This window comes from Pantoea sp. M_9, from assembly GCF_008631385.1.
Lineage (GTDB): Bacteria > Pseudomonadota > Gammaproteobacteria > Enterobacterales > Enterobacteriaceae > Pantoea > Pantoea eucrina.
In genome coordinates, this window is record NZ_VWUF01000010.1 from 1 (window position 1) to 21,803 (window position 21,803).

The 21,803-nt window shown below is 60.0% G+C and carries 21 protein-coding genes; 8 read left to right on the forward strand and 13 right to left on the reverse strand.

From position 1 onward, the window contains the following. Positions 1 to 159 precede the first annotated feature (159 nt). Entirely contained in the window at positions 160 to 1,641 is a 1,482-nt protein-coding gene (locus F3I15_RS13745) for an AlkA N-terminal domain-containing protein (protein WP_150018274.1), read from the reverse strand. A 159-nt stretch (positions 1,642 to 1,800) separates the two neighbouring features. Here F3I15_RS13745 and F3I15_RS13750 point away from each other — a divergent pair, with 159 nt between their 5' ends. Next, positions 1,801 to 2,304 carry a methylated-DNA--[protein]-cysteine S-methyltransferase gene (locus F3I15_RS13750; protein ID WP_150018275.1) on the forward strand — a complete coding sequence of 168 codons (504 nt, stop codon included), beginning with the start codon at positions 1,801 to 1,803 and terminating at the stop codon, positions 2,302 to 2,304. Between the two features lie 155 nt (positions 2,305 to 2,459). Continuing rightward, positions 2,460 to 3,179 carry a nicotinamide riboside transporter PnuC gene (gene pnuC / locus F3I15_RS13755; RefSeq protein ID WP_150018276.1) on the forward strand — a complete coding sequence of 240 codons (720 nt, stop codon included), beginning with the start codon at positions 2,460 to 2,462 and terminating at the stop codon, positions 3,177 to 3,179. On the opposite strand, the gene zitB is transcribed toward pnuC, so the two are convergent. From zitB to F3I15_RS13775, 4 genes are all read right to left on the reverse strand, one after another. Then, positions 3,176 to 4,135, reverse strand: coding sequence for a CDF family zinc transporter ZitB (zitB, locus tag F3I15_RS13760; RefSeq protein ID WP_150018277.1), 960 nt, complete (start codon positions 4,133 to 4,135; stop codon positions 3,176 to 3,178). The two genes, pnuC and zitB, sit on opposite strands and share 4 nt — an antisense overlap. Further along, a complete protein-coding gene (locus F3I15_RS13765) occupies positions 4,110 to 7,184 on the reverse strand; it encodes an ATP-binding protein (RefSeq protein ID WP_150018278.1) in 3,075 nt (1,024 codons plus the stop codon). Before F3I15_RS13765 ends, zitB begins: the two co-directional genes overlap by 26 nt. After that, positions 7,166 to 7,750, reverse strand: coding sequence for a response regulator transcription factor (locus tag F3I15_RS13770; RefSeq protein WP_150018279.1), 585 nt, complete (start codon positions 7,748 to 7,750; stop codon positions 7,166 to 7,168). The genes F3I15_RS13765 and F3I15_RS13770 overlap by 19 nt, the downstream gene beginning before the upstream one ends. Positions 7,751 to 7,855: 105 nt before the next feature. Then, entirely contained in the window at positions 7,856 to 8,209 is a 354-nt protein-coding gene (locus tag F3I15_RS13775) for a YbgS-like family protein (protein WP_150018358.1), read from the reverse strand. Positions 8,210 to 8,498: 289 nt separating this feature from the next. On the opposite strand from F3I15_RS13775, the gene aroG reads away from it, so the two are divergent. Continuing rightward, complete coding sequence (aroG, locus tag F3I15_RS13780) at positions 8,499 to 9,551, forward strand: 3-deoxy-7-phosphoheptulonate synthase AroG (RefSeq protein ID WP_039383273.1); 1,053 nt, start codon at positions 8,499 to 8,501, stop codon at positions 9,549 to 9,551. A 57-nt stretch (positions 9,552 to 9,608) separates the two neighbouring features. Here the strand turns inward: aroG and gpmA are convergent, their stop codons facing one another. The 6 genes from gpmA to modE form a co-directional block, all read right to left on the reverse strand. Next, on the reverse strand, positions 9,609 to 10,361 hold the full coding sequence (gene gpmA / locus F3I15_RS13785) for a 2,3-diphosphoglycerate-dependent phosphoglycerate mutase (RefSeq protein ID WP_104084674.1): 753 nt from the start codon (positions 10,359 to 10,361) through the stop codon (positions 9,609 to 9,611). A 150-nt stretch (positions 10,362 to 10,511) separates the two neighbouring features. Beyond that, positions 10,512 to 11,546, reverse strand: coding sequence for a galactose-1-epimerase (galM, locus tag F3I15_RS13790; protein ID WP_150018280.1), 1,035 nt, complete (start codon positions 11,544 to 11,546; stop codon positions 10,512 to 10,514). Next, entirely contained in the window at positions 11,540 to 12,688 is a 1,149-nt protein-coding gene (gene galK / locus F3I15_RS13795; protein ID WP_150018281.1) for a galactokinase, read from the reverse strand. Before galK ends, galM begins: the two co-directional genes overlap by 7 nt. Further along, the gene (galT, locus tag F3I15_RS13800; protein ID WP_150018282.1) at positions 12,689 to 13,732 is read right to left on the reverse strand and encodes a galactose-1-phosphate uridylyltransferase; all 1,044 of its coding nucleotides are present in this window, start codon (positions 13,730 to 13,732) and stop codon (positions 12,689 to 12,691) included. Positions 13,733 to 13,990: 258 nt separating this feature from the next. Further along, on the reverse strand, positions 13,991 to 15,475 hold the full coding sequence (modF, locus tag F3I15_RS13805) for a molybdate ABC transporter ATP-binding protein ModF (RefSeq protein ID WP_150018283.1): 1,485 nt from the start codon (positions 15,473 to 15,475) through the stop codon (positions 13,991 to 13,993). Positions 15,476 to 15,549: 74 nt separating this feature from the next. Continuing rightward, positions 15,550 to 16,332, reverse strand: a complete 783-nt coding sequence (gene modE / locus F3I15_RS13810; protein ID WP_150018284.1) for a molybdenum-dependent transcriptional regulator — start codon at positions 16,330 to 16,332, stop codon at positions 15,550 to 15,552. A gap of 118 nt (positions 16,333 to 16,450) precedes the next feature. Here modE and F3I15_RS13815 point away from each other — a divergent pair, with 118 nt between their 5' ends. From F3I15_RS13815 to modC, 4 genes are all read left to right on the forward strand, one after another. Continuing rightward, a complete protein-coding gene (locus F3I15_RS13815; RefSeq protein ID WP_039383289.1) occupies positions 16,451 to 16,609 on the forward strand; it encodes an AcrZ family multidrug efflux pump-associated protein in 159 nt (52 codons plus the stop codon). Between the two features lie 151 nt (positions 16,610 to 16,760). Beyond that, positions 16,761 to 17,534 (forward strand): molybdate ABC transporter substrate-binding protein, encoded by a 774-nt coding sequence (gene modA / locus F3I15_RS13820; protein ID WP_150018285.1) that lies wholly within the window; start codon positions 16,761 to 16,763, stop codon positions 17,532 to 17,534. Beyond that, the gene (modB, locus tag F3I15_RS13825; protein WP_150018286.1) at positions 17,531 to 18,223 is read left to right on the forward strand and encodes a molybdate ABC transporter permease subunit; all 693 of its coding nucleotides are present in this window, start codon (positions 17,531 to 17,533) and stop codon (positions 18,221 to 18,223) included. The genes modA and modB overlap by 4 nt, the downstream gene beginning before the upstream one ends. After that, complete coding sequence (modC, locus tag F3I15_RS13830) at positions 18,223 to 19,281, forward strand: molybdenum ABC transporter ATP-binding protein ModC (protein WP_150018287.1); 1,059 nt, start codon at positions 18,223 to 18,225, stop codon at positions 19,279 to 19,281. Before modB ends, modC begins: the two co-directional genes overlap by 1 nt. A 15-nt stretch (positions 19,282 to 19,296) precedes the next feature. Here modC and F3I15_RS13835 read toward each other — a convergent pair whose 3' ends face one another. After that, entirely contained in the window at positions 19,297 to 20,115 is an 819-nt protein-coding gene (locus tag F3I15_RS13835; RefSeq protein WP_150018288.1) for a pyridoxal phosphatase, read from the reverse strand. A 148-nt stretch (positions 20,116 to 20,263) separates the two neighbouring features. Here F3I15_RS13835 and pgl point away from each other — a divergent pair, with 148 nt between their 5' ends. Beyond that, positions 20,264 to 21,250: a 6-phosphogluconolactonase gene (gene pgl, locus F3I15_RS13840; RefSeq protein WP_150018289.1), complete on the forward strand. Its 987-nt coding sequence runs from the start codon at positions 20,264 to 20,266 to the stop codon at positions 21,248 to 21,250. A gap of 69 nt (positions 21,251 to 21,319) precedes the next feature. Here pgl and F3I15_RS13845 read toward each other — a convergent pair whose 3' ends face one another. Next, positions 21,320 to 21,796 carry a kinase inhibitor gene (locus tag F3I15_RS13845; RefSeq protein WP_150018290.1) on the reverse strand — a complete coding sequence of 159 codons (477 nt, stop codon included), beginning with the start codon at positions 21,794 to 21,796 and terminating at the stop codon, positions 21,320 to 21,322. Positions 21,797 to 21,803 lie beyond the last annotated feature (7 nt).

Consider the following 21,803-nt stretch of genomic DNA (forward strand, 5'->3'; position numbering starts at 1 on the left):
CGCCAGGGCCGCATTAATGCGGCCCCTACGGGTACGTTAATATGGTTACGGACGCGGTAATGCATTGACGGGATATGCCCATCCATACGTAGGGGCGCCATTTATGGCGCCCTGGCCGCGCATTAACCTCCGATGGTGAATGAAGATGCCACTGGCGCGCTACCGTACCGGCTTTTTCCGGGGGGCTTTTTCGGGCATCAGGCTTTTCCAGATATGCTGCACGGCATAGCTGCGCCACGGCCGCCATACCTGTGACAGCTGCTCTGCCTCTCTGGCCGTTACGCCGCCGAGATTATTACGGATAGCGATATCTTCTTTCGGGAAAGCATCAGGCCAGCGCAGCGCGCGCATGGCGATATAGCTGGCGGTCCACGGGCCGACACCCTTCAGTGCCAGCAGCTGCTGCTGTACGGTATCCGGCGGCAGAGAGCCGTTAAAGCGCAGTGCGCCGCTGGCGCAGGCGTGGGCCAGCGCGATAATCGCATTTGAACGGGCGCTGACTATGCCGAGCACCGCAATATCATCGACCGTTGCTGCTGCCAGCGTGGCCGCGTCCGGAGAGAGGCGGGAGAGCGCTGGCCAGGGCGTCTCCAGCGGCTCGCCAAAGCGCTCTGTCAGACGGCTGCTGAGCGTTACAGCCGCTTTTACCGTAACCTGCTGGCCGAGAATCGCGCGCACGCTTAACTCAAACGCATCGAACGCGCCGGGCACGCGCAGACCCGGATGGCGCGCCAGGCTCTCTGCCAGCAGCGGATCGCGGCCCAGCAGATCGCTTACCGCCTGCGGCTGAGCATCCAGATCGAACAGATCGCGCAGCCGGCGCAGCAGGGCAGGCAGCACCGGCGTCAGTGTGGTAGTGAACTCAACCTGCAGCGCATGCTTATCGGGCAGGGCGCTGACGCGCACCCAGCCGCGACAGCCGCCCAGCGCGACGGTGCGGTGATAAGCGCCATCGGCCACCCACTCAGCCTGCTTCATAACGTGCGCTTCAAGAAACTCCAGCATCGCCGCCCAGTCATAGGGCGGCCGATAGCTCAGCTGCAGGGTGGCGCTCTGCTGTGGCAGCGCAGCGCCTTCCGGCTGGCTCCGCTTACGCAGCGCGGAAGGTGTCATGTGATAGCGCGCCTGAAACACATCATTAAAGCGGCGCAGGCTGCGAAAGCCGCTGGCGTAAGCGATCTCCGTTACGGGCAGGGCGGTTTCGGTCAGCAGCTGTTTCGCCAGCAGCATGCGCCGCGTCTGACGCAGCTCCAGCGGCGAAACGCCCAGCTCCTGCTGAATCACGCGCCGCAGCTGACGTTCACTCAGAAAGAACTCACCGGCAATATCTGCCAGCGAGGTCTGCTCCTCCAGCATGCCCTCTTCAACGCGACGGATCAGACGATCGGCAATACGGTGATGGTTATCTACCGGCGCAAATCCCGGTGCCAGCTCCGGGCGGCAGCGCAGGCACGGGCGAAAGCGCGCCTTTTCCGCCGCTTCTGCATTATGAAAAAAGCGGCAATTTTTCAGCAGCGGTTTGCGTACCGGACAGACGGGACGACAGTAAATACCGGTTGAGGTTACGCCCACGTAGAGCAGCCCGTCAAAGCGACTGTCGCGCGACGTCAGCGCCTGGTAAGCAATTTCAGGATCAAGCATCGTCTTCTCCGGTAAATAAAGGGCATCATGGCGCAGTCCGGGTGCGGAAACACGCTGCTTTTGGACAGCTAATCAGTTTATGTGCCTGTCCGAAAACAGCCAGTTTGCGGCGTGATTAATGCAATAATAGTCGGGAGTCATCCACTGCGGAGATCTGTTATGTACCATACTAAAACCATCGTGACGCCGGTCGGCGAGCTGACGCTGATTGCCAGCGATAAAGGCCTGGCAGCCGTGCTGTGGGAAAATGAAGGATCGCAGCGCGTGCCGCTGACGCCGCTGTCACGTAACGAGCTGCATCCGGTGCTGTGCGAGGCTGAGCGTCAGCTGCAGGAGTATTTTGCCGGCACCCGGCAGCGTTTTACCCTGAGCTACGACCCGTCCGGCACGCCGTTCCAGCAAAAGGTATGGGCCGCCCTGCTGACTATTCCGTTTGGGGAGACGCGCAGCTACCGGCAGATAGCTGAGCAGATTGGGCATCCCAAAGCCGTGCGCGCGGTAGGGGCTGCCAACGGTAAAAACCCGCTCTCTATTATGGCTCCCTGCCACCGTGTCATTGGCAGCAACGGCAAACTGACCGGCTTTGCCGGTGGCCTGCCGGTTAAAGCGTTTTTGCTGGAGCTGGAGCGGGCAGCTAAAAAACCGGATGCGCTGGCTGTTTAGTATAAAAAACTAAATGGCGCTTTATTATTCTTTATAGTATTTTCGTAGCTTCTGTTGTTTATTACATAAAACATTAATGCGGTGGTGCGCTTCCGGATCGGGCAGCAGCCATCTGCGCTTTTTCGCACCCTGCATTTCAGGCACAGGAGCCAGTAATGGACATTTTCAGCACGCAAAATATCCTGGTACATATCCCTCTGGGCGCCGGCGGATATGATCTCTCATGGATTGAAGCGTTCGGCACGCTGGCCGGGCTGCTCTGTATCTGGCTGGCAAGCCAGGAAAAAATCAGTAACTACCTGTTTGGCCTGATTAACGTCACGCTGTTTGCGGTGATTTTCTTTCAGATCCAGCTCTACGCCAGCCTGCTGCTGCAGCTCTTTTTCTTTGTCGCCAATCTCTATGGCTGGTATGCATGGAGCCGGCAGACCAGTGACCATGAGCGCGCGTTAAAAATTCGCTGGCTGTCGCTGCCGAAAGCGCTGGCATGGGGCGCGGCCTGCGTTATCGCGATTGCGCTGATGACGCGCTATATCGACGTGGTATTTGGCTTCCTTACCCGCAGCGCGGTGCAGATCATGCAGGGAATTGGCCTGCAGGTCACCATGCCGCAGCTGCAGCCTGACGCGTTTCCCTTCTGGGATTCCTGCATGATGGTGCTCTCTGTCGTGGCAATGATTCTGATGACGCGTAAATATGTCGAAAACTGGCTGTTGTGGGTGGTCATCAACGTCATTAGCGTAATGATTTTTGCCCGGCAGGGGGGGTATGCGATGTCGCTGGAATACGCCATTCTCACGCTGATTGCGCTGAACGGCTCGCGTCTGTGGATACAGAGCGCACGCGAGCAGGGCTCACGCGCGCTGGCGGGTTAGTGATGATGATGCGCGTGTCCGTCCAGCACCGCATGGCCATCATCATGAGCCGCATGTTCTGAACCGAGCGCACAGTCGGGCAGGCTGCACGCCTGATACTCCATCTGCACCGTGGCATGTTCAATCTGATAGTGCTGATGCAGATAATGATGGATTTTTCGCAGCAGGCCGTCGTGATCGTACGGCGGCACTACCTGGACATGCAGCGTGAGCACCGGCTTCTCTCCCACCTGCCACAGGTGGATATGATGGACGTTACGCACCTCATCAATGTTCAGCTTCAGCTCGCGCCCCAGCTTATCAATATTGATATTCACCGGTGCGCCCTCCAGCAGCTCATGCAGGCTTTCACGCAGCAGCGTCCAGGCGCTGCGTACTACCAGCACGGAAACCAGCAGTGAAAGAATCGGATCGATGGGCGTCCAGCCGGTGAGCATAACGATAACCGCGGCGGCAATGGCACCCACTGAGCCAAGCAGGTCTCCCAGAACATGCAGCGCGGCGGCGCGCACGTTGAGATTTTTCTCGCCGCTGCCGCGATGCAGCAGCCAGAATGAGAGCAGGTTAGCAAACAGCCCGGCGATAGCGATGCCGAGCATCAGGCCACCCTCAATCGGCTGCGGATGCGTAAAACGCCGGATCGCCTCCCAGACGATCAGCACGGTAATCACCAGCAGCGCAATCGCGTTTACAAACGCCGCCAGCGTGGTCAGACGCAGCAGGCCAAAGGTATGCCGCGCATTGGGTTTGCGGCGCGCAAACTGCACCGCCAGCAGCGCCATCAGCAGCGCGGCAGCGTCGGTCAGCATATGTCCGGCGTCGGCCAGCAGCGCCAGTGAACCTGAAAGAAGGCCGCCGATCACTTCGGCCAGCATAAACAGTGCCGTGACGCCAAACGCCGCCGCCAGGCGGGTGCGATTAGCATTGTGGTCACCGTGAGAGTGAGAGTGTGCCATAGCGTTCCAGTTGGTTGAGTAGCCTGTTGGTTAATACTATCAGTAAATTGAGCGTGTCAGGATGGAGCTGCTGCTGTTTCGCGGCGTCAATCAGCTGCTGACACGCTCCGGCAGCATCTTCAATGCCCAGCATCAGCCAGCTGCCTTTCAGGCGGTGAGCCGCTTTTTCAATCGCCGCCCAGTCGCGCTGCCCGCTGGCCTGCAGCAGCGCATCGCGATCCTGCGTAACGGCGCGCTGCAGCGTTTCACAGATGCGCGGCAGCCAGCTGGCGTCGTGCTGAGCCAGCTGCTGCAGCGTTGCCGGCAGCTGTGCCAGCGGATCGGACTGCGCCTGCGCCAGCAGCGCGGACAGCGCCTGCAGCGTAACGGGCTTCACCAGCTGCGCCTCATGCGCCTGCAGCGGCAGGCGCAAACGCTGCACATCGGCGGAACAGATCACGCGCAGGGCAGGGTGAGGTCGTTGTCGCTGGCGGCGACGCAGAATGCGCAGCAGCATCAGGCCATCGGGATGCGGCATCATCTGATCGATAAACAGCACATCAAACGGCTGCCTGGCATCGGCGAGCAGCAGGGCGCGTCCCGCATCAAAGGTCTCAGCCTGAATGCCAAAAGCAGCCAGCTGCTGCTGCAATACCAGCAGATTAGCGGGATGATCGTCAACAATCGCCACCCGCAGCTGCGGATAGCGCGGCCAGGCCGGATCGTCGCCGGCATCCGCAATGTCACAGGGCGTCAGCGGCAGCGTTACGCTGACGCGTGTGCCCTGGCCCGGCGCAGAGCTCAGCTGCAGCGTACCGCCCATTCGCTGTACGATTTCCCGGCAGATAAAGAGCCCCAGCCCGCTGCCCTGCACCGCATGACGCCGGCCAGACGGCGCCTGATACCACGGCTCGAACAGGTGAGCCTGTTCGCTGAGCGGAATGCCGCTGCCGCTGTCCGTCACAACAAGCCTAATCTGCTCCTCCGCCGCCAGCGTAAGGCTTATTTCGCCTTCACGGGTAAACTTCAGTGCATTAGCCACCAGGTTATTGATGACCTGCTGCAGGCGATCGCTATCCAGCAGCACGCTGGCGGGCAGCGGCGTCAGGGCCGTTACGCGCAGCTGCGAGCCGCCGGGGCGCATCAGCGGATGGTAAAGCTGCCGCTGCTGCTGCAGCCAGCGGGAGAGATTCAGCGGGTGCGGATTCAGGCGGAAACTCTGATTCTCAATCCGCGCATGATCCTGCAAATCGTTCAGCAGCGCCATCAACGAGCGGGCGCTGCTGTGCATCAGCGCTACCCGTGAGGGCACATGCTGCTGCTGCTCCAGCTCCAGCAGGCCAAGGATCGCCTGCATCGGCGTACGCAGTTCATGACTGACGGTCGCGAGAAACTGGCTTTTAGCCGCACTGGCGCGCTCCGCTTCTGCGCGCTGTCGCCGTTCACGCCGCTGCTGCAGCATGTGACGCAGCTGCAACAGCAGCAGCCCTGCAATCATCAGCGCCGCTGCAAACAGCAGCAGTTTTGGTATGCTGCGCATCATCATCGTGCTACCGGGCTGCGGCGGCTGCGCCCAGCTTGCCCGCATCTGGTTCAGCGTTTCTGGCGGTATCTGCTGCAGCGCACGATCGAGCAGGGCGCGCAGCTGCGGCTGCTGCGGAGCCACCCGCGGCGCCATCGGCCAGGCGATATCGCTGGCGGCAAACGCCAGACGCAGCGCGGTGTCATCGCGGCTGGCCAGCCGCCAGCGCGCTGAGATCACATTATCCACCAGCGCATCAATCTGTCCGCTGCTGAGCGCCTGCCAGAGCCGGGTGCGGTCGTCAAACCACTGTGGCGTAATGCCCGGCAGCAGCAGCTGCCGGGCCAGATCGCCGCGCAGTACGCCAAGACGTTTGCCCTGCAGCGAGGACCAGTCGGCAGGCGCAAGCGGCATCCGGCTGTAAACGCCCCAGATAGCACGCCATACCGGAAGCGTGGTGGAGGCCGCATCGGGCGTATCCAGAGGCTCCAGCAGCGTAAGCATCACCGCCTGCTGTGCCAGCAGCGCCTGCGCCTGCTGCGGGTTAGCGACCCAGCGCGGCGTGAAGCGGATGCCGGTGCTCTGACTCAGCGCATTAAGCAGGTCGATACCAAAGCCGCGCGCGTTACCGCTGGCGTCCCGGTAGCTCCAGGGGGCATTGTCTGGCGCGGCGGCGTAGGTGACAACGGGATGCGCCGCCAGCCACTGCTGCTCAGCCGGGCTGAGCATCAGCGTCTGCGTATCCTGATAGCGCGGCAGCGGCGGGCTCCAGCGCTGAGCAACCTGACGACTGAACTCTGCCGGCAGCAGGCGAAGCTGCGCATCGATCCATGTCGTCAGCGCCGGATCGCGGGCGATCGTACGCAGCGTCAGTACCGCATCCGGATCGGCGGTGATCTGGTAGATCTCTCCCTGCTGCAGCTGGCTGAGCAGAAAGCCGGCGCTGGCTTCATCGGCGACCAGATAATCACTCTGCTGATTGAGCAGGGCGTAGAGCGCCTGTAAATTGCCGGGCAGCGGATGCCAGCGGTGGCGCGCTGCCAGCTCCGGCGGCAGCTGCGTCAGCGTGCTGCCGGCAATCGTCAGCTGAGCGTTATCGCTGTTAAACATTACCGCGCGCTGATTTGCACGGTTGCGGTAAATACGGAGCGGCGTGCTGAACCAGCTGGCGCTGAGCGAGGCGCCGGCAGGCAGCGGTGCGCTTTCAGTCGTCAGAACCAGATCCACCTCACCGCGCTTCAGCGCCTGCAGCTGCGCGCGCCGGTCAGGGTAGCCCTGCAGCTGAAACCGTACGCCGCTCTGCTGGCTGAGGGCGCTGAGATAGTCAGCATCAATGCCCCACAGGCGATCGCCAATGCGCATCGACCAGGGCGCGCTATTCTGCACCGGCACCGCCACGCGCAGCTGCGTGGCGGGCGGCGGCGCAGCGTGAGGCACCGGCATAACCGCAGGCAGCATGACGCTGCTGGCGGGCAGCAGCTCAGCGCGTGCGCTGGCCACCAGCAGCAAACAGAGCAGCCAGAGCCGCCTCACTGCTGCGCTTTCCACAGTTCAGCCAGCTCAACCACCGAGGTCACGCCGGTTTTGGCCATGATATTTTTTTTATGTGTGCTGACGGTTTTGTTGCTGATATGCAGCTGTTCACCAATCTGCAGATTAGAGAGGCCGCGCACCAGCAGCGCTACAATCTGCTGCTCTTTTTCCGTCAGCGGCAGGTCCAGGCGCTCCGGCAGCGGCGGAAAGGCCTGCTGTCCCCCCAGCACCGCAAGGATGGCGCTGAGCAGCTGAGCCATGCTCTGGCTTTTTACCACATAGCCTGCCGCCCCCAGCGAAGCGGCGCTCAGTAAGGTGTGGCGGCTCTGCTGCGCAGAGTAGATCAGCACCGGGCGCTGTGCATCGCGGGCGCGCAGGCGGCGCAGCAGCTCCAGACCATCACAATCCGGCAGGCCGATATCAAGGATAATGATGTCAATATTATGCTGCTGCAGGCAGGCGCGTGCCTGAGATTCATCAGCGGCGGCATAGAGCTGCAAAGGGATAGGGGCGTGCTGGCAGGCAGCCTGAAGTGCGACTTCAACCAGCGGGTGATCGTCAATAAGCAGTAGGGTAGCCATGTCACCGTTCCTGTGAATTTCATGGCGGTTAGCATAGCGGAAAAGCGGGGCCGGAAAAAATAAAGGGCGAGCCTGCGCCCGCCCTAATTACCGCAGAGGCATCTCTTACTGAGTTGTGCCGTCGGTTTTGGTATTCACGTTGTCGCTACCCGTCTGGGTTTCGACTTTTTTGTTCATGTCCGGGCAGCGGCCATCTTTACACATGGTGTTTTTGTGCACCTCTTTGGCAGACATGTCGCCTGATTCGGTGCCTGACATTGCTGCGCCGTTGGTATTGGTGTTGCCGGTGTTGATATCACTGTTATCAACATTGTGCGGTGGCAGATTCTGTTTTGCGCCGCCCGCTGCCGCACCCGCTTCAGCTGATGCGTTGGCCTGTCCATTGTTGCTTGCAGCCATCGCTGCACCGCTACCCAGAGTCATTGCTGCCGTCAGAAAAACAATTGCAAACTTATTCATCATTATGCTCCTGTAATAAATGGATAGTTGCCGTTTGACACCCACGGGTGCTNAAAAAAGCGGGCCGTAACGAAATTAAATTTCGTCAGGAGTGTTCGGCGTAAAAATATATAGTGTAAGCGACTCGTTCCTCAGTGCTTACGTTTAAAAAGCTTAGTCTATGGCTCTATAAATGCAAATGAGACAAAAGCATTTTCATCACGCTCTTAATTTACTCATGCCGCCTGAAGGGATAGATTGAAAGGGTTACGCCCGGCGCACGCAGGGCAAAAATCTGAATGGAATAAGTATGGATTACCAGAACGACGATTTACGCATTAAAGAAATCAAAGAGTTACTTCCCCCGGTTGCGCTGCTGGAAAAATATCCGGCAACGGAGCGCGCGGCGGCGACCGTATCGCAGGCGCGTCAGGCCATTCACCGGATTTTGCATGGCGAAGACGATCGTCTGCTGGTGGTGATCGGTCCCTGCTCAATTCATGACACGGCAGCGGCGAAAGAGTACGCTGCACGCCTGCTGACGCTGCGCGATGAGCTGAGCGGCGAGCTGGAAGTGGTGATGCGCGTCTATTTTGAAAAGCCGCGCACTACGGTGGGCTGGAAAGGGCTGATCAACGATCCCCATATGGATGGCAGCTTTCAGATTAATGAAGGATTGCGTCTGGCCCGTAAGCTGCTGGTGGACATCAATGACACCGGTCTGCCGGCCGCCGGCGAGTTTCTGGATATGATCACGCCGCAATATATGGCCGATCTGATGAGCTGGGGCGCCATCGGTGCACGCACCACCGAATCACAGGTGCATCGCGAACTCTCTTCCGGTCTCTCCTGTCCGGTAGGATTCAAAAATGGCACCGACGGCACGATCAAAGTCGCGATTGACGCCATCGGCGCGGCCAGCGCGCCGCACTGCTTCCTGTCAGTAACCAAATATGGGCACTCGGCCATCGTTGAGACGCGCGGCAACGAAGATTGCCATATCATCCTGCGCGGCGGCAGAGAGCCAAACTACAGCGCTGAGCACGTTGCAGCAGTGAAGAGCGGGCTGGAAAAAGCGGGCCTGCGTCCGCAGGTGATGATCGATTTCAGTCATGCCAATAGCAGCAAGCAGTTCCAGCGGCAGATGGTTGTGGCGGAAGATGTGGCACAGCAGATTGCCGGCGGCGAGCAGGCGATTACCGGCGTGATGATTGAGAGCCATCTGGTAGAAGGCAATCAGAGTCTGGAGAGCGGGAAACCGCTGGTGTACGGCCAGAGCGTAACCGATGCCTGCATTGGCTGGGAAGATACGGAAACGGCGCTGCGTCAGCTGGCGCAGGCGATCCGTACCCGTCGCGGCTGAGCGTGACGCATAAAAAAGGCCAGACGAACGTCTGGCCTTCAGATTTACTGCGAAACGTTACTTCGCTTTACCCTGGTTTGCCACAGCCGCGGCTTTCGCTGCGATCTCATCGGCATCACCCAGATAGTAGTGTTTGATTGGCTTGAAGTTTTCATCGAACTCATACACCAGCGGCACGCCGGTCGGGATGTTCAGTTCGAGGATCTCATCTTCGCTCATGTTATCAAGGTATTTTACCAGCGCGCGCAGCGAGTTACCGTGTGCGGCAATGATAACTTTCTCACCGCTTTTAATGCGCGGCAGAATGGTTTCGTTCCAGTAAGGGATAACGCGGTCGATGGTCAGCGCCAGGCTCTCGGTGGTAGGCAGCTGCGCGTCGGTCAGTGATTTGTAACGCGCATCGTGGCCAGGGAAACGCTCATCGCTGCGATCCAGCTCTGGCGGAGTAATGGCAAAACCACGACGCCACTGCTTAACCTGGTCATCACCATATTTAGCCGCGGTTTCTGCTTTATCCAGACCCTGCAGCGCACCGTAGTGGCGCTCATTCAGACGCCAGGTTTTTTCTACCGGCAGCCAGGCCTGATCCAGTTCATCCAGCACGTTCCACAGGGTGTGGATGGCACGTTTCAGCACGGAGGTGTAGGCGAAATCGAACACGAAGCCCTCTTTCTTTAGCAGCTGACCCGCCGCTTTTGCTTCGGTACGACCTTTGTCAGAGAGATCCACATCATACCATCCGGTGAAGCGGTTTTCCTGATTCCACTGGCTTTCGCCGTGGCGGACCAGAACCAGCTTAGTTACGGCCATAGCTTTACTCCTTAATGCTTAAGTAGATTAGTAATGAACCCGGCTGCGGCCGCCTGAGGCGGCGGCACACTGATAGCGCCATACCATAGCGGAAAACGGCGCACGGCGTAAGTCTGTCGCATGCGCAGTGCGCGTTTTTCAGCCGGCATCTCAATGTGCCGTAAAGCGATACCGCGTCTCTGAGCGCCAGATGTCACCGGGTTGCAGCCAGCAATCGGGCTGCGGCCACTCGCTATGGTTAGGCGAATCGGGTAAAAATTCACTCTCCAGCGCGATGCCCTGGAATGCAGTATAGCTCTCCTGCTCGCGGGCGCGCGTTCCCGCCAGGTAGTTGCCGGTGTAGAACTGCAGCGCCGGTGCGGTGGTAAATACGCTGAGCTGCAGCGCGCCGTCAGCGGACCATAGCCCGGCGGCACACTGCGTAATGTCGCCTGCCGCGTTCAGTAAAAACGCATGGTCGTAGCCTTTGACCGCCTGCTGATCGGCATCAGCCAGAAACTCGTCCGCCACGCGTTTAGGCTGGCGGAAGTCGAAGCTGGTCGCCGCAACGGCTTTCAGCGGCGCAGCAGGAATGCCCGCGCTGTCTACCGGCAGGTAACGATCTGCCTGCAGTTGTAACCGATGCTGGCGGGCGTCGCCATGATGCGCATCAAGGTTAAAGTAGGCGTGGTTAGTCAGATTAACCGGGCAGGGGCGATCGGTCTCCGCCTGATAGCGGATCGCCAGCATATTATCCTCCGTCAGTTCATAGGTCACCGAGGCGATAAGATTACCCGGATAGCCCTGATCGCCATCCGACGAGTCGAGCCGGTAGTGCACGCTGCTGTCGCTCTGGCTGACAATCTGCCAGCGGCGTTTGTCAAACCCTTCCGGACCGCCGTGCAGCTGATGCGGCCCCTGATTGGCAGCCAGCTTCAGATTAAGCGTCTTTAGCTCAGCCTGCGCGATGCGGTTGGCGTAGCGGCCAATCGTGGCGCCGAGATAGGCGTCCTGATGCAGATAATCTGACGGCGTGGCGCAGCCCAGCAGCGCTTCACGCACGCTGCCATCCCGCATCGGCACGCGCGCCGAAAGCCAGGTGGCACCCCAGTCCATAAAAGTGGCCACCATGCCGTGACGGTTGCGCAGAACCGTGATGCGCCACGGCTGGCCGTCTGGCGCATGGGAGTTGACGTCGCTTACCATTGACCCGCTCCCTCTGAGGCTTTGCAGACGTAGAAGGTCTCTTTGATACCGGTCTGCGCTTCATATTTTTCCGCCACGGCCGCTCTGACCTGCTCCACCCGCTCTGCCGGCATCAGCGCCACGATGCAGCCGCCAAAGCCGCCGCCGGTCATGCGCACGCCGCCGTGCGGACCCACTTCCTGTTTAACAATCGCCACCAGCTGATCGATTGCCGGCACGGTGATCTCAAAATCGTCGCGCATAGAGGCGTGGGAAGCGGCCATCAGCTCGCCCATGCGTTCAAGATCGCCCTGACTCAGCGCGTCGGCCGCCTCCAGCGTCCGGGCGTTTTCGGTAATAACATGGCGCACGCGCTTCGCCACCAGCTTATCCAGCTCATGCTCGCGTGCTTCAAACTCCTCCAGCGTGACGTCGCGCAGCGCCGGTTTGTTAAAGAAGCGCGCGCCGGTCTCACACTGCTCGCGGCGGGTATTATATTCACTGCCTACCAGCGAGCGGCGGAAATTGCTGTTGATAATAACCACGGCGACGTTGTCCGGCATCGGCACCGCACGGGTCGCCAGAGTGCGGCAGTCGAGCAGCATGGCGTGATCCTGTTTGCCGAGCGCTGAAATCAGCTGATCCATAATGCCGCAGTTACAGCCAACAAACTGGTTCTCCGCCTCCTGGCCGTTGACCGCAATCGCCGCGCCATCGAGATCCAGCTGCCAGAGTTCACGGAATACCGTGCCGACGGCCACTTCCAGCGACGCAGAAGAGCTGAGGCCGGCCCCCTGCGGCACGTTGCCGCTGATCACCATATCCACGCCGCCGATGCCGGCGTCACGCTGCTGCAGATGCTTCACCACACCGCGCACATAGTTGGCCCACATCGGCTCTTTTACCGGTTCGATCGGCGCATCCAGCGAGAAGCTGTCCTGCTGGTTGTCATAATCCATGGCGATCACCCGTACCTGACGATCGTCGCGGCGGGCGCAGGCGATCACCGTCTGATAATCGATAGCGCACGGCAGCACAAAGCCGTCATTGTAATCGGTGTGTTCACCAATCAGATTGACGCGGCCCGGCGCCTGAATGGTATGGGTGGCAGCATAACCAAAGGTGTCAGCGAACAGCTGGCGGGTTGTCGATTTCAAAGACATTTATTGCGCCTCACGAAAATGGATATCGCTGACAGAGCGCAGACGTTCTGCTGCCTGCTCCGCCGTTAAATCACGTTGGGTTTCAGCCAGCATTTCGTAGCCGACCATAAATTTACGCACCGTTGCCGAGCGCAGCAGCGGTGGATAGAAGTGCGCATGCAGCTGCCAGTGATCGCCAGCCTCTTCGGTAAACGGCGCGCCGTGCCAGCCCATCGAGTACGGGAATGAGCACTGGAACAGATTGTCATAGCGGCTGGTCAGCAGCTTAAGCGCGCGCGCCAGGTCGCTGCTCTGCTCTGCGCTGAGTTCGGTCAGGCGTTTTACGTGCGTTTTTGGCAGCAGCAGGGTTTCAAACGGCCAGGCGGCCCACCACGGCACCACGGCGATCCAGTGCGCCGTCTCCACGACGGTACGGCTGCCGTCGTGCTGCTCGCGTGCCGCGTAATCCAGCAGCAGCGGCGTGCCTTTTTCGGCATAGTAACGGCGCTGGTTATCATCCTCTTTCTGCGCTTCATTAGGCAGAAAGCTGTTGGCCCAGATCTGACCGTGCGGATGCGGATTGGAGCAGCCCATGGCCGCGCCTTTGTTCTCAAACACCTGCACCCACGGATAGTGCTGCCCCAGCTCAGCGCTCTGCTGCTGCCAGGTCGCGACAATAGCTTCAAGGTTGCTCAGCGACAGCTCCGGCAGCGTTTTGCTGTGATCGGGCGAAAAGCAGATCACCCGGCTGGTGCCGCGGGCGCTTTCACAGCGCATCAGCAGGTCGTCGCTCTGCGGCGCATCCGGGGTCTCCTCCATCAGCGCAGCAAAGTCGTTAGTAAAGACATAGGTGTTGGTGTAATCAGGGTTTTTATCACCGGTGATGCGGGTATTGCCCGCGCACAGGAAGCAGTCGGGATCGTGCGCCGGCAGCGTCTCACGCGCTGGCGTCTCCTGCGCCCCCTGCCACGGGCGTTTCGCCCGGTGCGGTGACACCAGGACCCACTGATCGGTTAACGGGTTATAGCGGCGATGCGGATGATCCACCGGATTAAATTTTTGCATAACTTGTCCTGGTAACGGCAAACAGTAAACGTTTTCTGCGCTCAAACTAGCATATGCCCGCAGGCAAAAGCGTGATCAAGTCTGGATAAATGGTATCGTTTACACAAGTCGCTTATTCTTAATTTTGCGGTCTGTGAAACGGACGAATTCAAATTTAGCACAGATTAGTGGTAGCGATTACATTGACAGGTGCGGCACCGATCGCCTGCCTGACGGAGCAGGCGATCGGCAATGCAGAGTAAGCGGGACAGAAGGCGGTCAGGGCTGCGGCGTGCGCAGCGCCTCCTGCTGATAACAGTAACCCTGCGGGGTTTTGACAAAGCTGAGGCGATGGGTAATACAGCGCGGCGCATCTTCAGCGTGGTGCGAGACGAACAGCAGCTGGGTGCGGCCTTCACCAATCAGCACATCCGTAAAGCGGCGTACCAGCTGACGGTTAATCGGGTCCAGCCCCTGCAGCGGCTCATCCAGAATCAGCAGGGCGGGGTGTTTGACCAGCGCGCGCGCAATCAGCACCAGCCGCTGCTGACCCCAGGAGAGGCTGTGAAAAGGGGCATCTGCCAGCGCGTTATCCATGCCGAGCAGCGCCAGCCACTGACGCGCCAGCGCTTTCTGCCGCTCTGAAACGGCCTGGTAAAGGCCAATCGAGTCAAAAAAGCCGGAGAGCACCACGGTGCGCACGCTGCAGCTTACCCGGTAGTCAAGGTGCAGGCTGCTGCTGACGTAGCCGATATGCTGCTTAATATCCCAGATGGTTTCGCCGCTGCCGCGCCGGATGCCAAACAGCGTTAAGTCGTTGCTGTAGCCCTGCGGATGATCGCCGGTCACCAGGCTAAGCAGGGTGGATTTGCCGGCACCGTTTGGCCCGGTAATCTGCCAGTGTTCGCCGGCGTTAACCTGCCAGCTGAGGTTATCGATGATGGGGCAATCGTCATAGGCGACCCGGCCATGACGCAGTATCACGCGCGGGGTCTCAGCGGCCAGCGCCGGCAGCAGATCGGGGCGATCTGCCTCCGGCAGCGCCATGCCCTGCAGCCGCTCACTGTGCGCCAGCTGGGCCACCAGCGCTTCCGCCAGCAGCGTCCTGCGGTCACCGGCGTGGGTCAGGGTGCACTCTGCCAGCACGCCCGCCTGCTGAATGAAATCGGGGATATCCTCAAACCGGTTCAGCACCAGCACCAGCGTATAGCCCTGCGTATGCAGCTGCTGCAGCAGCGCGCTCAGGCTGGCGCGCGACGCGACGTCCAGCCCGTCAAACGGCTCATCCAGGATCAGCAGATCCGGCTCTGCCATCAGCGCCTGACAAAGCAGAGTTTTACGGGTTTCACCGGTCGAGAGATATTTAAAGCGGCGATGCAGCAGATCCTGGATACCAAACTGCTGCGCCAGTGCGCGGCAGCGAACCTCATCGCTGACGTCCGCCTGGACGATCTCTGCAGCGGTGCGGCCGGTATCTTCTTCCCCTTCGCTGAGCATATCGGTGTTATTGCGCTCCCACTCCTCACTCACCAGCTGCTGCAGCTGCTCAAATGAGAGGCGGATCGGCCGGCGAAAATCGCTGCTGAAGTGGCCTTTCCCCGCGTCAAGTTCACCTGCCAGCACCCGGGCCAGGGCAGATTTACCGCTGCCGTTAGCGCCAACAAAGGCCCAGCTTTCACCGCGCTGTATGGTCAGCGCGTCAATGCTGAGCGCACGATGGTGACTAAGATGAAATGTGCCTTGCGAAATTTGCAATAAAGACATGATGTATTCCGTTTTATGCAGCGTTATTACTGTTGTAACGGCCGCTGCAGCGGAAGTCAATCAGGGCAGAAGCGTCAGATTAGCGTGGCAATAATCGCCTGTTCAGCGCTGAAGCAGGCGGTGACAGCGTCGCCTGGCCGCAGCGGCTGCTGCGCCAGCTGCGCCGCGCTCAGAGTAGCGCACAGCGTTTCACCCCCGCTCAGCGTCAGCAGCACTTCGCTCATCTCTTCACCCTCTTCAATGGCGCTGACCCGGGCAGAGAGGGCGTTATCGTCGGGTTCACCTTCGTCACCGAGCCGGATCCACGGCGCTTTAATCAACACCAGCACCTCTTTTCCGGGTACCAGCTGTAGCCGCTGCGCGCTGCGCGCGGTCAGCGCCACGTTAACCGGGGTCACGCCATCGGCCAGTACCACCTCAATATGCTGCTGCACCGGCCGGTTATCACGGCTGCGCACGGTGGCAAACAGCTGATTACGCGCGCTGGTCTGCAGCGAGAAGCGCGCAATCGCAGCCAGCAGGCTGTCGAGCGGCAGGTTATCCTGCTGCAGGGCATCAAACGCTTTCTGCTGGATCTGCGCCAGCAGATCGAACAGCTGGATCAGCCGTGTGCCATAGCGCGTCAGACGGGCGCCGCCACCGCCTTTGCCGCCGGTAGCCCGCTCAACCAGCGTCTCATCCGCCAGCTGGTTCATCTCGTTGATGGCGTCCCAGGCGCTTTTATAACTGATGCCCGCCAGCCGGGCACCCTGACTGATTGATCCCGTCTCAGCAACCCGCCGCAGCAGTTCAATACGGCGCGGATCGGCAAACAGTTTCTGCTGAAGACGAATATGAAGTGAGAGATCGGCTTGCATGTCAGCTCCTTTAGTCGGAAGCGGGTAGTGTACGGCGTAAAGTAAAAGCACGAAAAGGGCAGTGCCTTTTTTTCCGCTGCCGCTACAATCACTTTTTTAAATTCTGCGTGAGGTTTCCATGCTGGAACTGATAAAAAGCCTGGCCGTCGCGGTCATCATGGTGCCGATTGTGATGGCGATTATGCTGGGTCTGATTTACGGCCTCGGAGAGGTGTTTAACATTATCTCCAAATTTGGCCGCCGCAATGACCGCCCGGCGAAAAGCTCACAGCACTGATTGACCCGCCCGCACGCTGCGGGCGTTTTTTTATCAATTTCCGCACGCTCCTGCCGATACCCACTCTGATGACATTTATCCGCATGCTGCGCATAGCAGCATCTGCCCAGGCGTTGTATCATTCCGTATACAACGAAACAGGGAGTCTGACATGCTGAACAAATCTTCTTACTGGCTGGCCGCGGCTACGCTGACCTTTTCGCTGGCGGGCCAGGCGGTGGCGGCTGATAAAATTACGGTGTTTGCTGCGGCATCACTGACCAATGCGCTGCAGGAGATCGCGACCCGGTATCAGCAGCAGAGCGGGACCGAAGTGGTCTCCTCTTTTGCCTCCTCCTCCACGCTGGCACGCCAGATTGAGCAGGGCGCGCCGGCCGATCTCTTTATCTCTGCCGATCAGCAGTGGATGGATGACGCGGCGGCAAAGCAGAGTATTGAAGCGGAGACGCGCGTAACGCTATTGGGTAACGATCTGGTGCTGATCGCGCCTGTAGCTGCCGGCACGACACCCGTAGCGATCTCTGCCGCCACCAACTGGAAAAATCTGCTGCAGGGGCAGCGCCTGGCGGTGGGCGATCCGGCACATGTGCCCGCCGGAATTTACGCCAAAGCAGCGCTGCAGAAGCTGGGCGCCTGGCAGCAGCTCGCGTCACAGCTTGCGCCAGCCAGCAACGTGCGCGCCGCGCTGGCGCTGGTTGAGCGTAACGAAACCCCCTATGGCATCGTATATGGATCTGACGCCGTCGCGAGTAAAGGGGTTGTTGTGGCCGGGCGTTTTCCCGCCGATTCTCATCCACCGGTGGAGTATCCGATGGCTATAGTCAAAGCGCATCAGAATGCAGCGGTCAGCGCGTTCTGGCACTATCTGCAGGGGCCTGAGGCCGCGGCTATTTTTAAACAGTATGGATTTACGCCGAAAAAATGATACTGAGCGATCCCGAATGGCAGGCTGTTGCACTCAGCCTGAAAGTTTCCTGCGTGGCGGTGCTGTGCAGCCTGCCGTTTGGCATTCTCATGGCGTGGATTCTGGCACGCTGCCGTTTTCCGGGTAAAACGCTGCTCGATAGCCTGGTGCATCTGCCGCTGGTGCTGCCGCCGGTGGTGGTGGGCTATCTGCTGCTGCTGGCGCTGGGACGTCGCGGCGCGATCGGTGCCTGGCTATGGGAGTGGTTTGGCTTTACCTTCGCCTTCAGCTGGCGCGGCGCAGCGCTGGCGGCGGCGGTGATGGCATTTCCGCTGATGGTACGCGCCATCCGGCTGGCGCTGGAGGCGGTGGATACCCGGCTGGAGCAGGCCGCGCGAACGCTGGGAGCGGGGCGCTGGCGGGTCTTTTTCACTATTACGCTGCCGCTGACGCTGCCGGGCATTATTGCCGGTACCGTGCTGGCGTTTGCCCGTTCACTGGGGGAGTTTGGCGCCACGATTACCTTTGTCTCCAGTATCCCCGGCGAAACCCGTACTATCCCTTCCGCGATGTTTTCCCTGATTGAAACGCCGGGTGCAGAAAGCACCGCCGCGCGGCTCTGTGCGGTGGCTATCGCCCTGGCGCTGCTGTCGCTGGTGGCGTCAGAATTACTGGCGCGCTGGGGCCGCAAACGCTGGGGGATCGCCTGATGCTGACGCTGCAGTTTTCACAGCGGCTGGGTGACCATCTGCTGGAGGTGGATACGACGCTGCCGGCGCACGGTATTACCGCCGTGTTTGGCGTCTCGGGCGCGGGTAAGACGTCGCTGATCAACGCTATCAGCGGTCTGACGCAGCCGCAGCAGGGCCGCATACAGATCAATGACCGGCTGCTGTTTGACAGCGCGCGCGGCATCAATCTGCCGCCGGAGCAGCGGCGTATCGGCTATGTGTTTCAGGACGCGCGACTCTTTCCGCACTATCGGGTGCGCGGCAATCTGCAGTACAGCATGGCCGCATCAATGAAGCCGCAGTTTGCGCAGCTGGTAACGCTGCTGGGGCTGGATGCGCTGCTGGATCGCTTTCCGGCCACGCTTTCAGGCGGTGAAAAACAGCGCGTGGCGATTGGCCGGGCGCTGCTGAGCGCGCCCGATCTGCTGCTGATGGATGAACCTCTGGCGTCACTGGATCTGCCGCGCAAGCGTGAGCTGCTGCCGTGGCTGCAGCAGCTGACAAAACAGATTGCCGTACCGGTGCTCTACGTCTCGCACAGCCTGGATGAGATTGTGCAGCTCGCGGACAACGTGCTGGTGCTGGATAACGGCAGCGTTAAAGCGGCAGGCCCGCTGGAGAAAGTCTGGAGCAGCAGCGCAATGCGTCCCTGGCTGCCGGTCAGCGAACGTACCAGCGTGCTGCGCGTGCAGGTGCTGGAGCAGCATCCTTACTATCCCATGACCGCACTGCTGCTGGGGGATCAGCATATCTGGGTGAGTCGCGTTAATCTGCCGGCAAAAAGCACGCTGCGTATTCGCATCGCGTCAGCCGATGTCTCACTGGCGCTGCAGCCGGCCCAGCATACCTCCGTACGTAACATTCTGCCTGCGCAGGTCATGGAGCTGCTGGATATTGACGATCAGGTTGAAGTCCGGGTCCGCATCGGCAGCAGCGAGCTCTGGGCACGCATCACGCCGTGGGCACGCGATGAGCTGGGCATTCGCGTCGATCAGTGGCTCTATGTCCAGCTCAAAAGCGTTTCAGTTATCGCCTGACGAACAGGGCTGCCGTCACAGCACTTCCCGGCGAATAATCTCAGCAATGCCCGGCTCAAGGTTAGTGCCGATCACCTCTGCCGCGCGCGCTTTGATGGCGTCCTCGGCGTTGCCCATCGCCACGCCCAGCCCCACCTGCTCCAGCATGCTAAGGTCGTTATAGTTGTCGCCAAACGCCAGCACCTCCTGCATGCTGAAGCCCTGGCTCTCCACCCACTGCGCCAGGCGTTTGCCTTTACTGTTACCCGCCTGGGCGATATCAACCTGATCGTGCCATGACCATTCGCACGCCAGGCCCAGCTCCGCTTCGGTACGTTCAGCAAACTGCTGTAATGCGCGGGTATCCGGATGTGACAGGGCAAACTTCCAGATCGCTTCAGCATCCTGCGCCGCCTGCGCCAGGCTGGGCACCTGCAGAAACAGCGGACGCTGCGCTTCCGGCAGCGATTGCGCCCAGTTCAGCGTGCGCGTGACGTGGCCGGTCGGCTCCTGATACAGCATGGCATCGTCGACGTACAGCAGACCGTGGATGTTCTCCTCGTCGAGCATCTCTATTACCCTTGCAGCCTGACTTTTCGCCAGCGGATCGGCGGCCAGCACTTTTTTTGCCTGATAATCATACAAATAGGTGCCGTTACAGCAGATTGCGGGTGTATCCAGCTGCAGCGCCTGATAAAAAGGGTGGATAGCGCAGTGATGGCGGCCAGTGACGATCAGCACTTTAACGCCCGCCTGCTGCGCGCGGGCCAGCGCCCCCAGCGATTCAGGCAGAATAGTTTTATTGGGTGTCAGCAGGGTGCCATCCAGATCGAGGGCGATTACGCGATAGCTCATTACGGGTTCCGTCTTTGAATAACCAGGCATCAAGTCTACACCTGCCAGCCGCGCTGAGACAAAAAAGCGGGCAAAAATCCCGCCAGCGTAGCCGGCTGAAACAGGCTACAGTTATCCCTTTCATCAGGCAGCGAATAAGGAAAAACGCATGAAACAAGTCGTGTATACCGCCAGTCCCGAGAGCCAGCAGATCCACGCCTGGCAGCTTCAGGAAGATGGCGCGCTGACGCTACTGCAGGTTACCGATGTGGCCGGTCAGGTGCAGCCAATGGTGGTGAGCCCGAAAAAAGATTTTCTTTATGTGGGCGTACGTCCCGATTTTCGCGTGCTCGCCTACCGTATCGCGGCAGACGGAACGCTGACGCTGGCGGGTGAAGCGCCGCTGCCAGGCAGCCCGACGCATATCTCCACCGATCGCGAAGGCCGGTTTCTCTTCTGCGGCTCCTATAACGACGCCTGCGTCAGCATCACTCCGCTGGATGAGAACGGACTGCCGCAGGCTCCGTCGCAGGTGATCAACGGCCTTGAGGGATGCCACTCCGCCAACATCGACCTGAATAACGAGACGCTGCTGGTGCCGGCGCTGAAGCAGGATCGCATCTGCCGTTTTCAGCTGCATCAGGATGGCACGCTGACGCCGTGCGCGCAGGCAGACGTCACGACCGCCGCAGGTGCAGGCCCGCGTCATATGGCGTTTCATCCCGGCGGCGCTTATGGCTATGTGGTCAATGAACTCAACAGCACGGTGGATGTCTGGTCACTGCAGGGCGAGATGAGGTGCGTACAGAGTCTGGATATGATGCCGGCTGATTTCAGCGGCACACGCTGGGCGGCAGATATTCATATCACACCGGATGGCCGTTCGCTCTACGCCTGCGATCGCACCAGCAGCACGATTACGGTATTTAGCATTAGTGAAGCGGGCGATGCGCTGACCATTGAGGGCTATCAGCCAACGGAAACGCAGCCGCGCGGTTTTAATATCGATAACCGTGGCGCTTACCTGGTCGCAGCGGGACAGAAATCGCATCATATTGAAGTTTACCGGATTGCGGAGCGTGGCCTGCTGCAGCCGCTGGCGCGTTACGCGGTCGGGCAGGGGCCGATGTGGGTAGCGATCCTCGCGCTGGCGTGATGATGTCATGCAAGGTCGCCCTCAGAGGCGACCTTTATCAGGACGCGCAGCGAGGCGCGCCCGATGCGATCAGGCGTATTTTACCGTAATCGAAGCGCTGGCAAGCGCATGGAAATGCACGTTAAAGCCGACCATTGCACCGCTGGCACCTTCATCAACCTCCAGCGTCTCCACGTCCAGCGCGTGCACGCTGAAAATGTAGCGGTGTGATTCTCCCTGCGGCGGCGCAGCACCGCCGTAGCCGGTCTGACCGAAGTCAGTACGGGTCTGGATAGCGCTTTCAGGCAGCTCTGCCACGCCGGAACCGGCACCCTGCGGCAACACGGTGACGTCAGCCGGAATATTGGCTACCACCCAGTGCCACCAGCCGGAACCGGTCGGCGCATCGGGATCGTAGCAGGTGACCACAAAGCTCTTAGTGCCTTCCGGCACCTCATCCCAGGCGAGATGGGGCGACAGGTTATCGCCCTGATAACCCATGCCGTTAAACACGTGGCGCTCTGGCATCTTATCGCCGTCGTTAAAATCCTGGCTAAACAGGCGCATAACTCCT

Excerpts from the sequence above, each read along its gene's own strand:
- F3I15_RS13750 (WP_150018275.1), top strand. The coding sequence starts at position 1,801 with ATGTACCATACTAAAACCATCGTGACGCCGGTCGGCGAGCTGACGCTG.
- pgl (WP_150018289.1), top strand. The coding sequence starts at position 20,264 with ATGAAACAAGTCGTGTATACCGCCAGTCCCGAGAGCCAGCAGATCCAC.
- aroG (WP_039383273.1), top strand. The coding sequence starts at position 8,499 with ATGGATTACCAGAACGACGATTTACGCATTAAAGAAATCAAAGAGTTA.
- pnuC (WP_150018276.1), top strand. The coding sequence starts at position 2,460 with ATGGACATTTTCAGCACGCAAAATATCCTGGTACATATCCCTCTGGGC.
- modF (WP_150018283.1), bottom strand. The coding sequence starts at position 15,475 with ATGTCTTTATTGCAAATTTCGCAAGGCACATTTCATCTTAGTCACCAT.
- galT (WP_150018282.1), bottom strand. The coding sequence starts at position 13,732 with ATGCAAAAATTTAATCCGGTGGATCATCCGCATCGCCGCTATAACCCG.
- F3I15_RS13815 (WP_039383289.1), top strand. The coding sequence starts at position 16,451 with ATGCTGGAACTGATAAAAAGCCTGGCCGTCGCGGTCATCATGGTGCCG.
- F3I15_RS13775 (WP_150018358.1), bottom strand. The coding sequence starts at position 8,209 with ATGAATAAGTTTGCAATTGTTTTTCTGACGGCAGCAATGACTCTGGGT.
- galK (WP_150018281.1), bottom strand. The coding sequence starts at position 12,688 with ATGTCTTTGAAATCGACAACCCGCCAGCTGTTCGCTGACACCTTTGGT.
- galM (WP_150018280.1), bottom strand. The coding sequence starts at position 11,546 with ATGGTAAGCGACGTCAACTCCCATGCGCCAGACGGCCAGCCGTGGCGC.
- modE (WP_150018284.1), bottom strand. The coding sequence starts at position 16,332 with ATGCAAGCCGATCTCTCACTTCATATTCGTCTTCAGCAGAAACTGTTT.
- modC (WP_150018287.1), top strand. The coding sequence starts at position 18,223 with ATGCTGACGCTGCAGTTTTCACAGCGGCTGGGTGACCATCTGCTGGAG.
- gpmA (WP_104084674.1), bottom strand. The coding sequence starts at position 10,361 with ATGGCCGTAACTAAGCTGGTTCTGGTCCGCCACGGCGAAAGCCAGTGG.
- F3I15_RS13770 (WP_150018279.1), bottom strand. The coding sequence starts at position 7,750 with ATGGCTACCCTACTGCTTATTGACGATCACCCGCTGGTTGAAGTCGCA.
- zitB (WP_150018277.1), bottom strand. The coding sequence starts at position 4,135 with ATGGCACACTCTCACTCTCACGGTGACCACAATGCTAATCGCACCCGC.
- F3I15_RS13835 (WP_150018288.1), bottom strand. The coding sequence starts at position 20,115 with ATGAGCTATCGCGTAATCGCCCTCGATCTGGATGGCACCCTGCTGACA.
- modA (WP_150018285.1), top strand. The coding sequence starts at position 16,761 with ATGCTGAACAAATCTTCTTACTGGCTGGCCGCGGCTACGCTGACCTTT.
- F3I15_RS13845 (WP_150018290.1), bottom strand. The coding sequence starts at position 21,796 with ATGCGCCTGTTTAGCCAGGATTTTAACGACGGCGATAAGATGCCAGAG.
- modB (WP_150018286.1), top strand. The coding sequence starts at position 17,531 with ATGATACTGAGCGATCCCGAATGGCAGGCTGTTGCACTCAGCCTGAAA.
- F3I15_RS13745 (WP_150018274.1), bottom strand. The coding sequence starts at position 1,641 with ATGCTTGATCCTGAAATTGCTTACCAGGCGCTGACGTCGCGCGACAGT.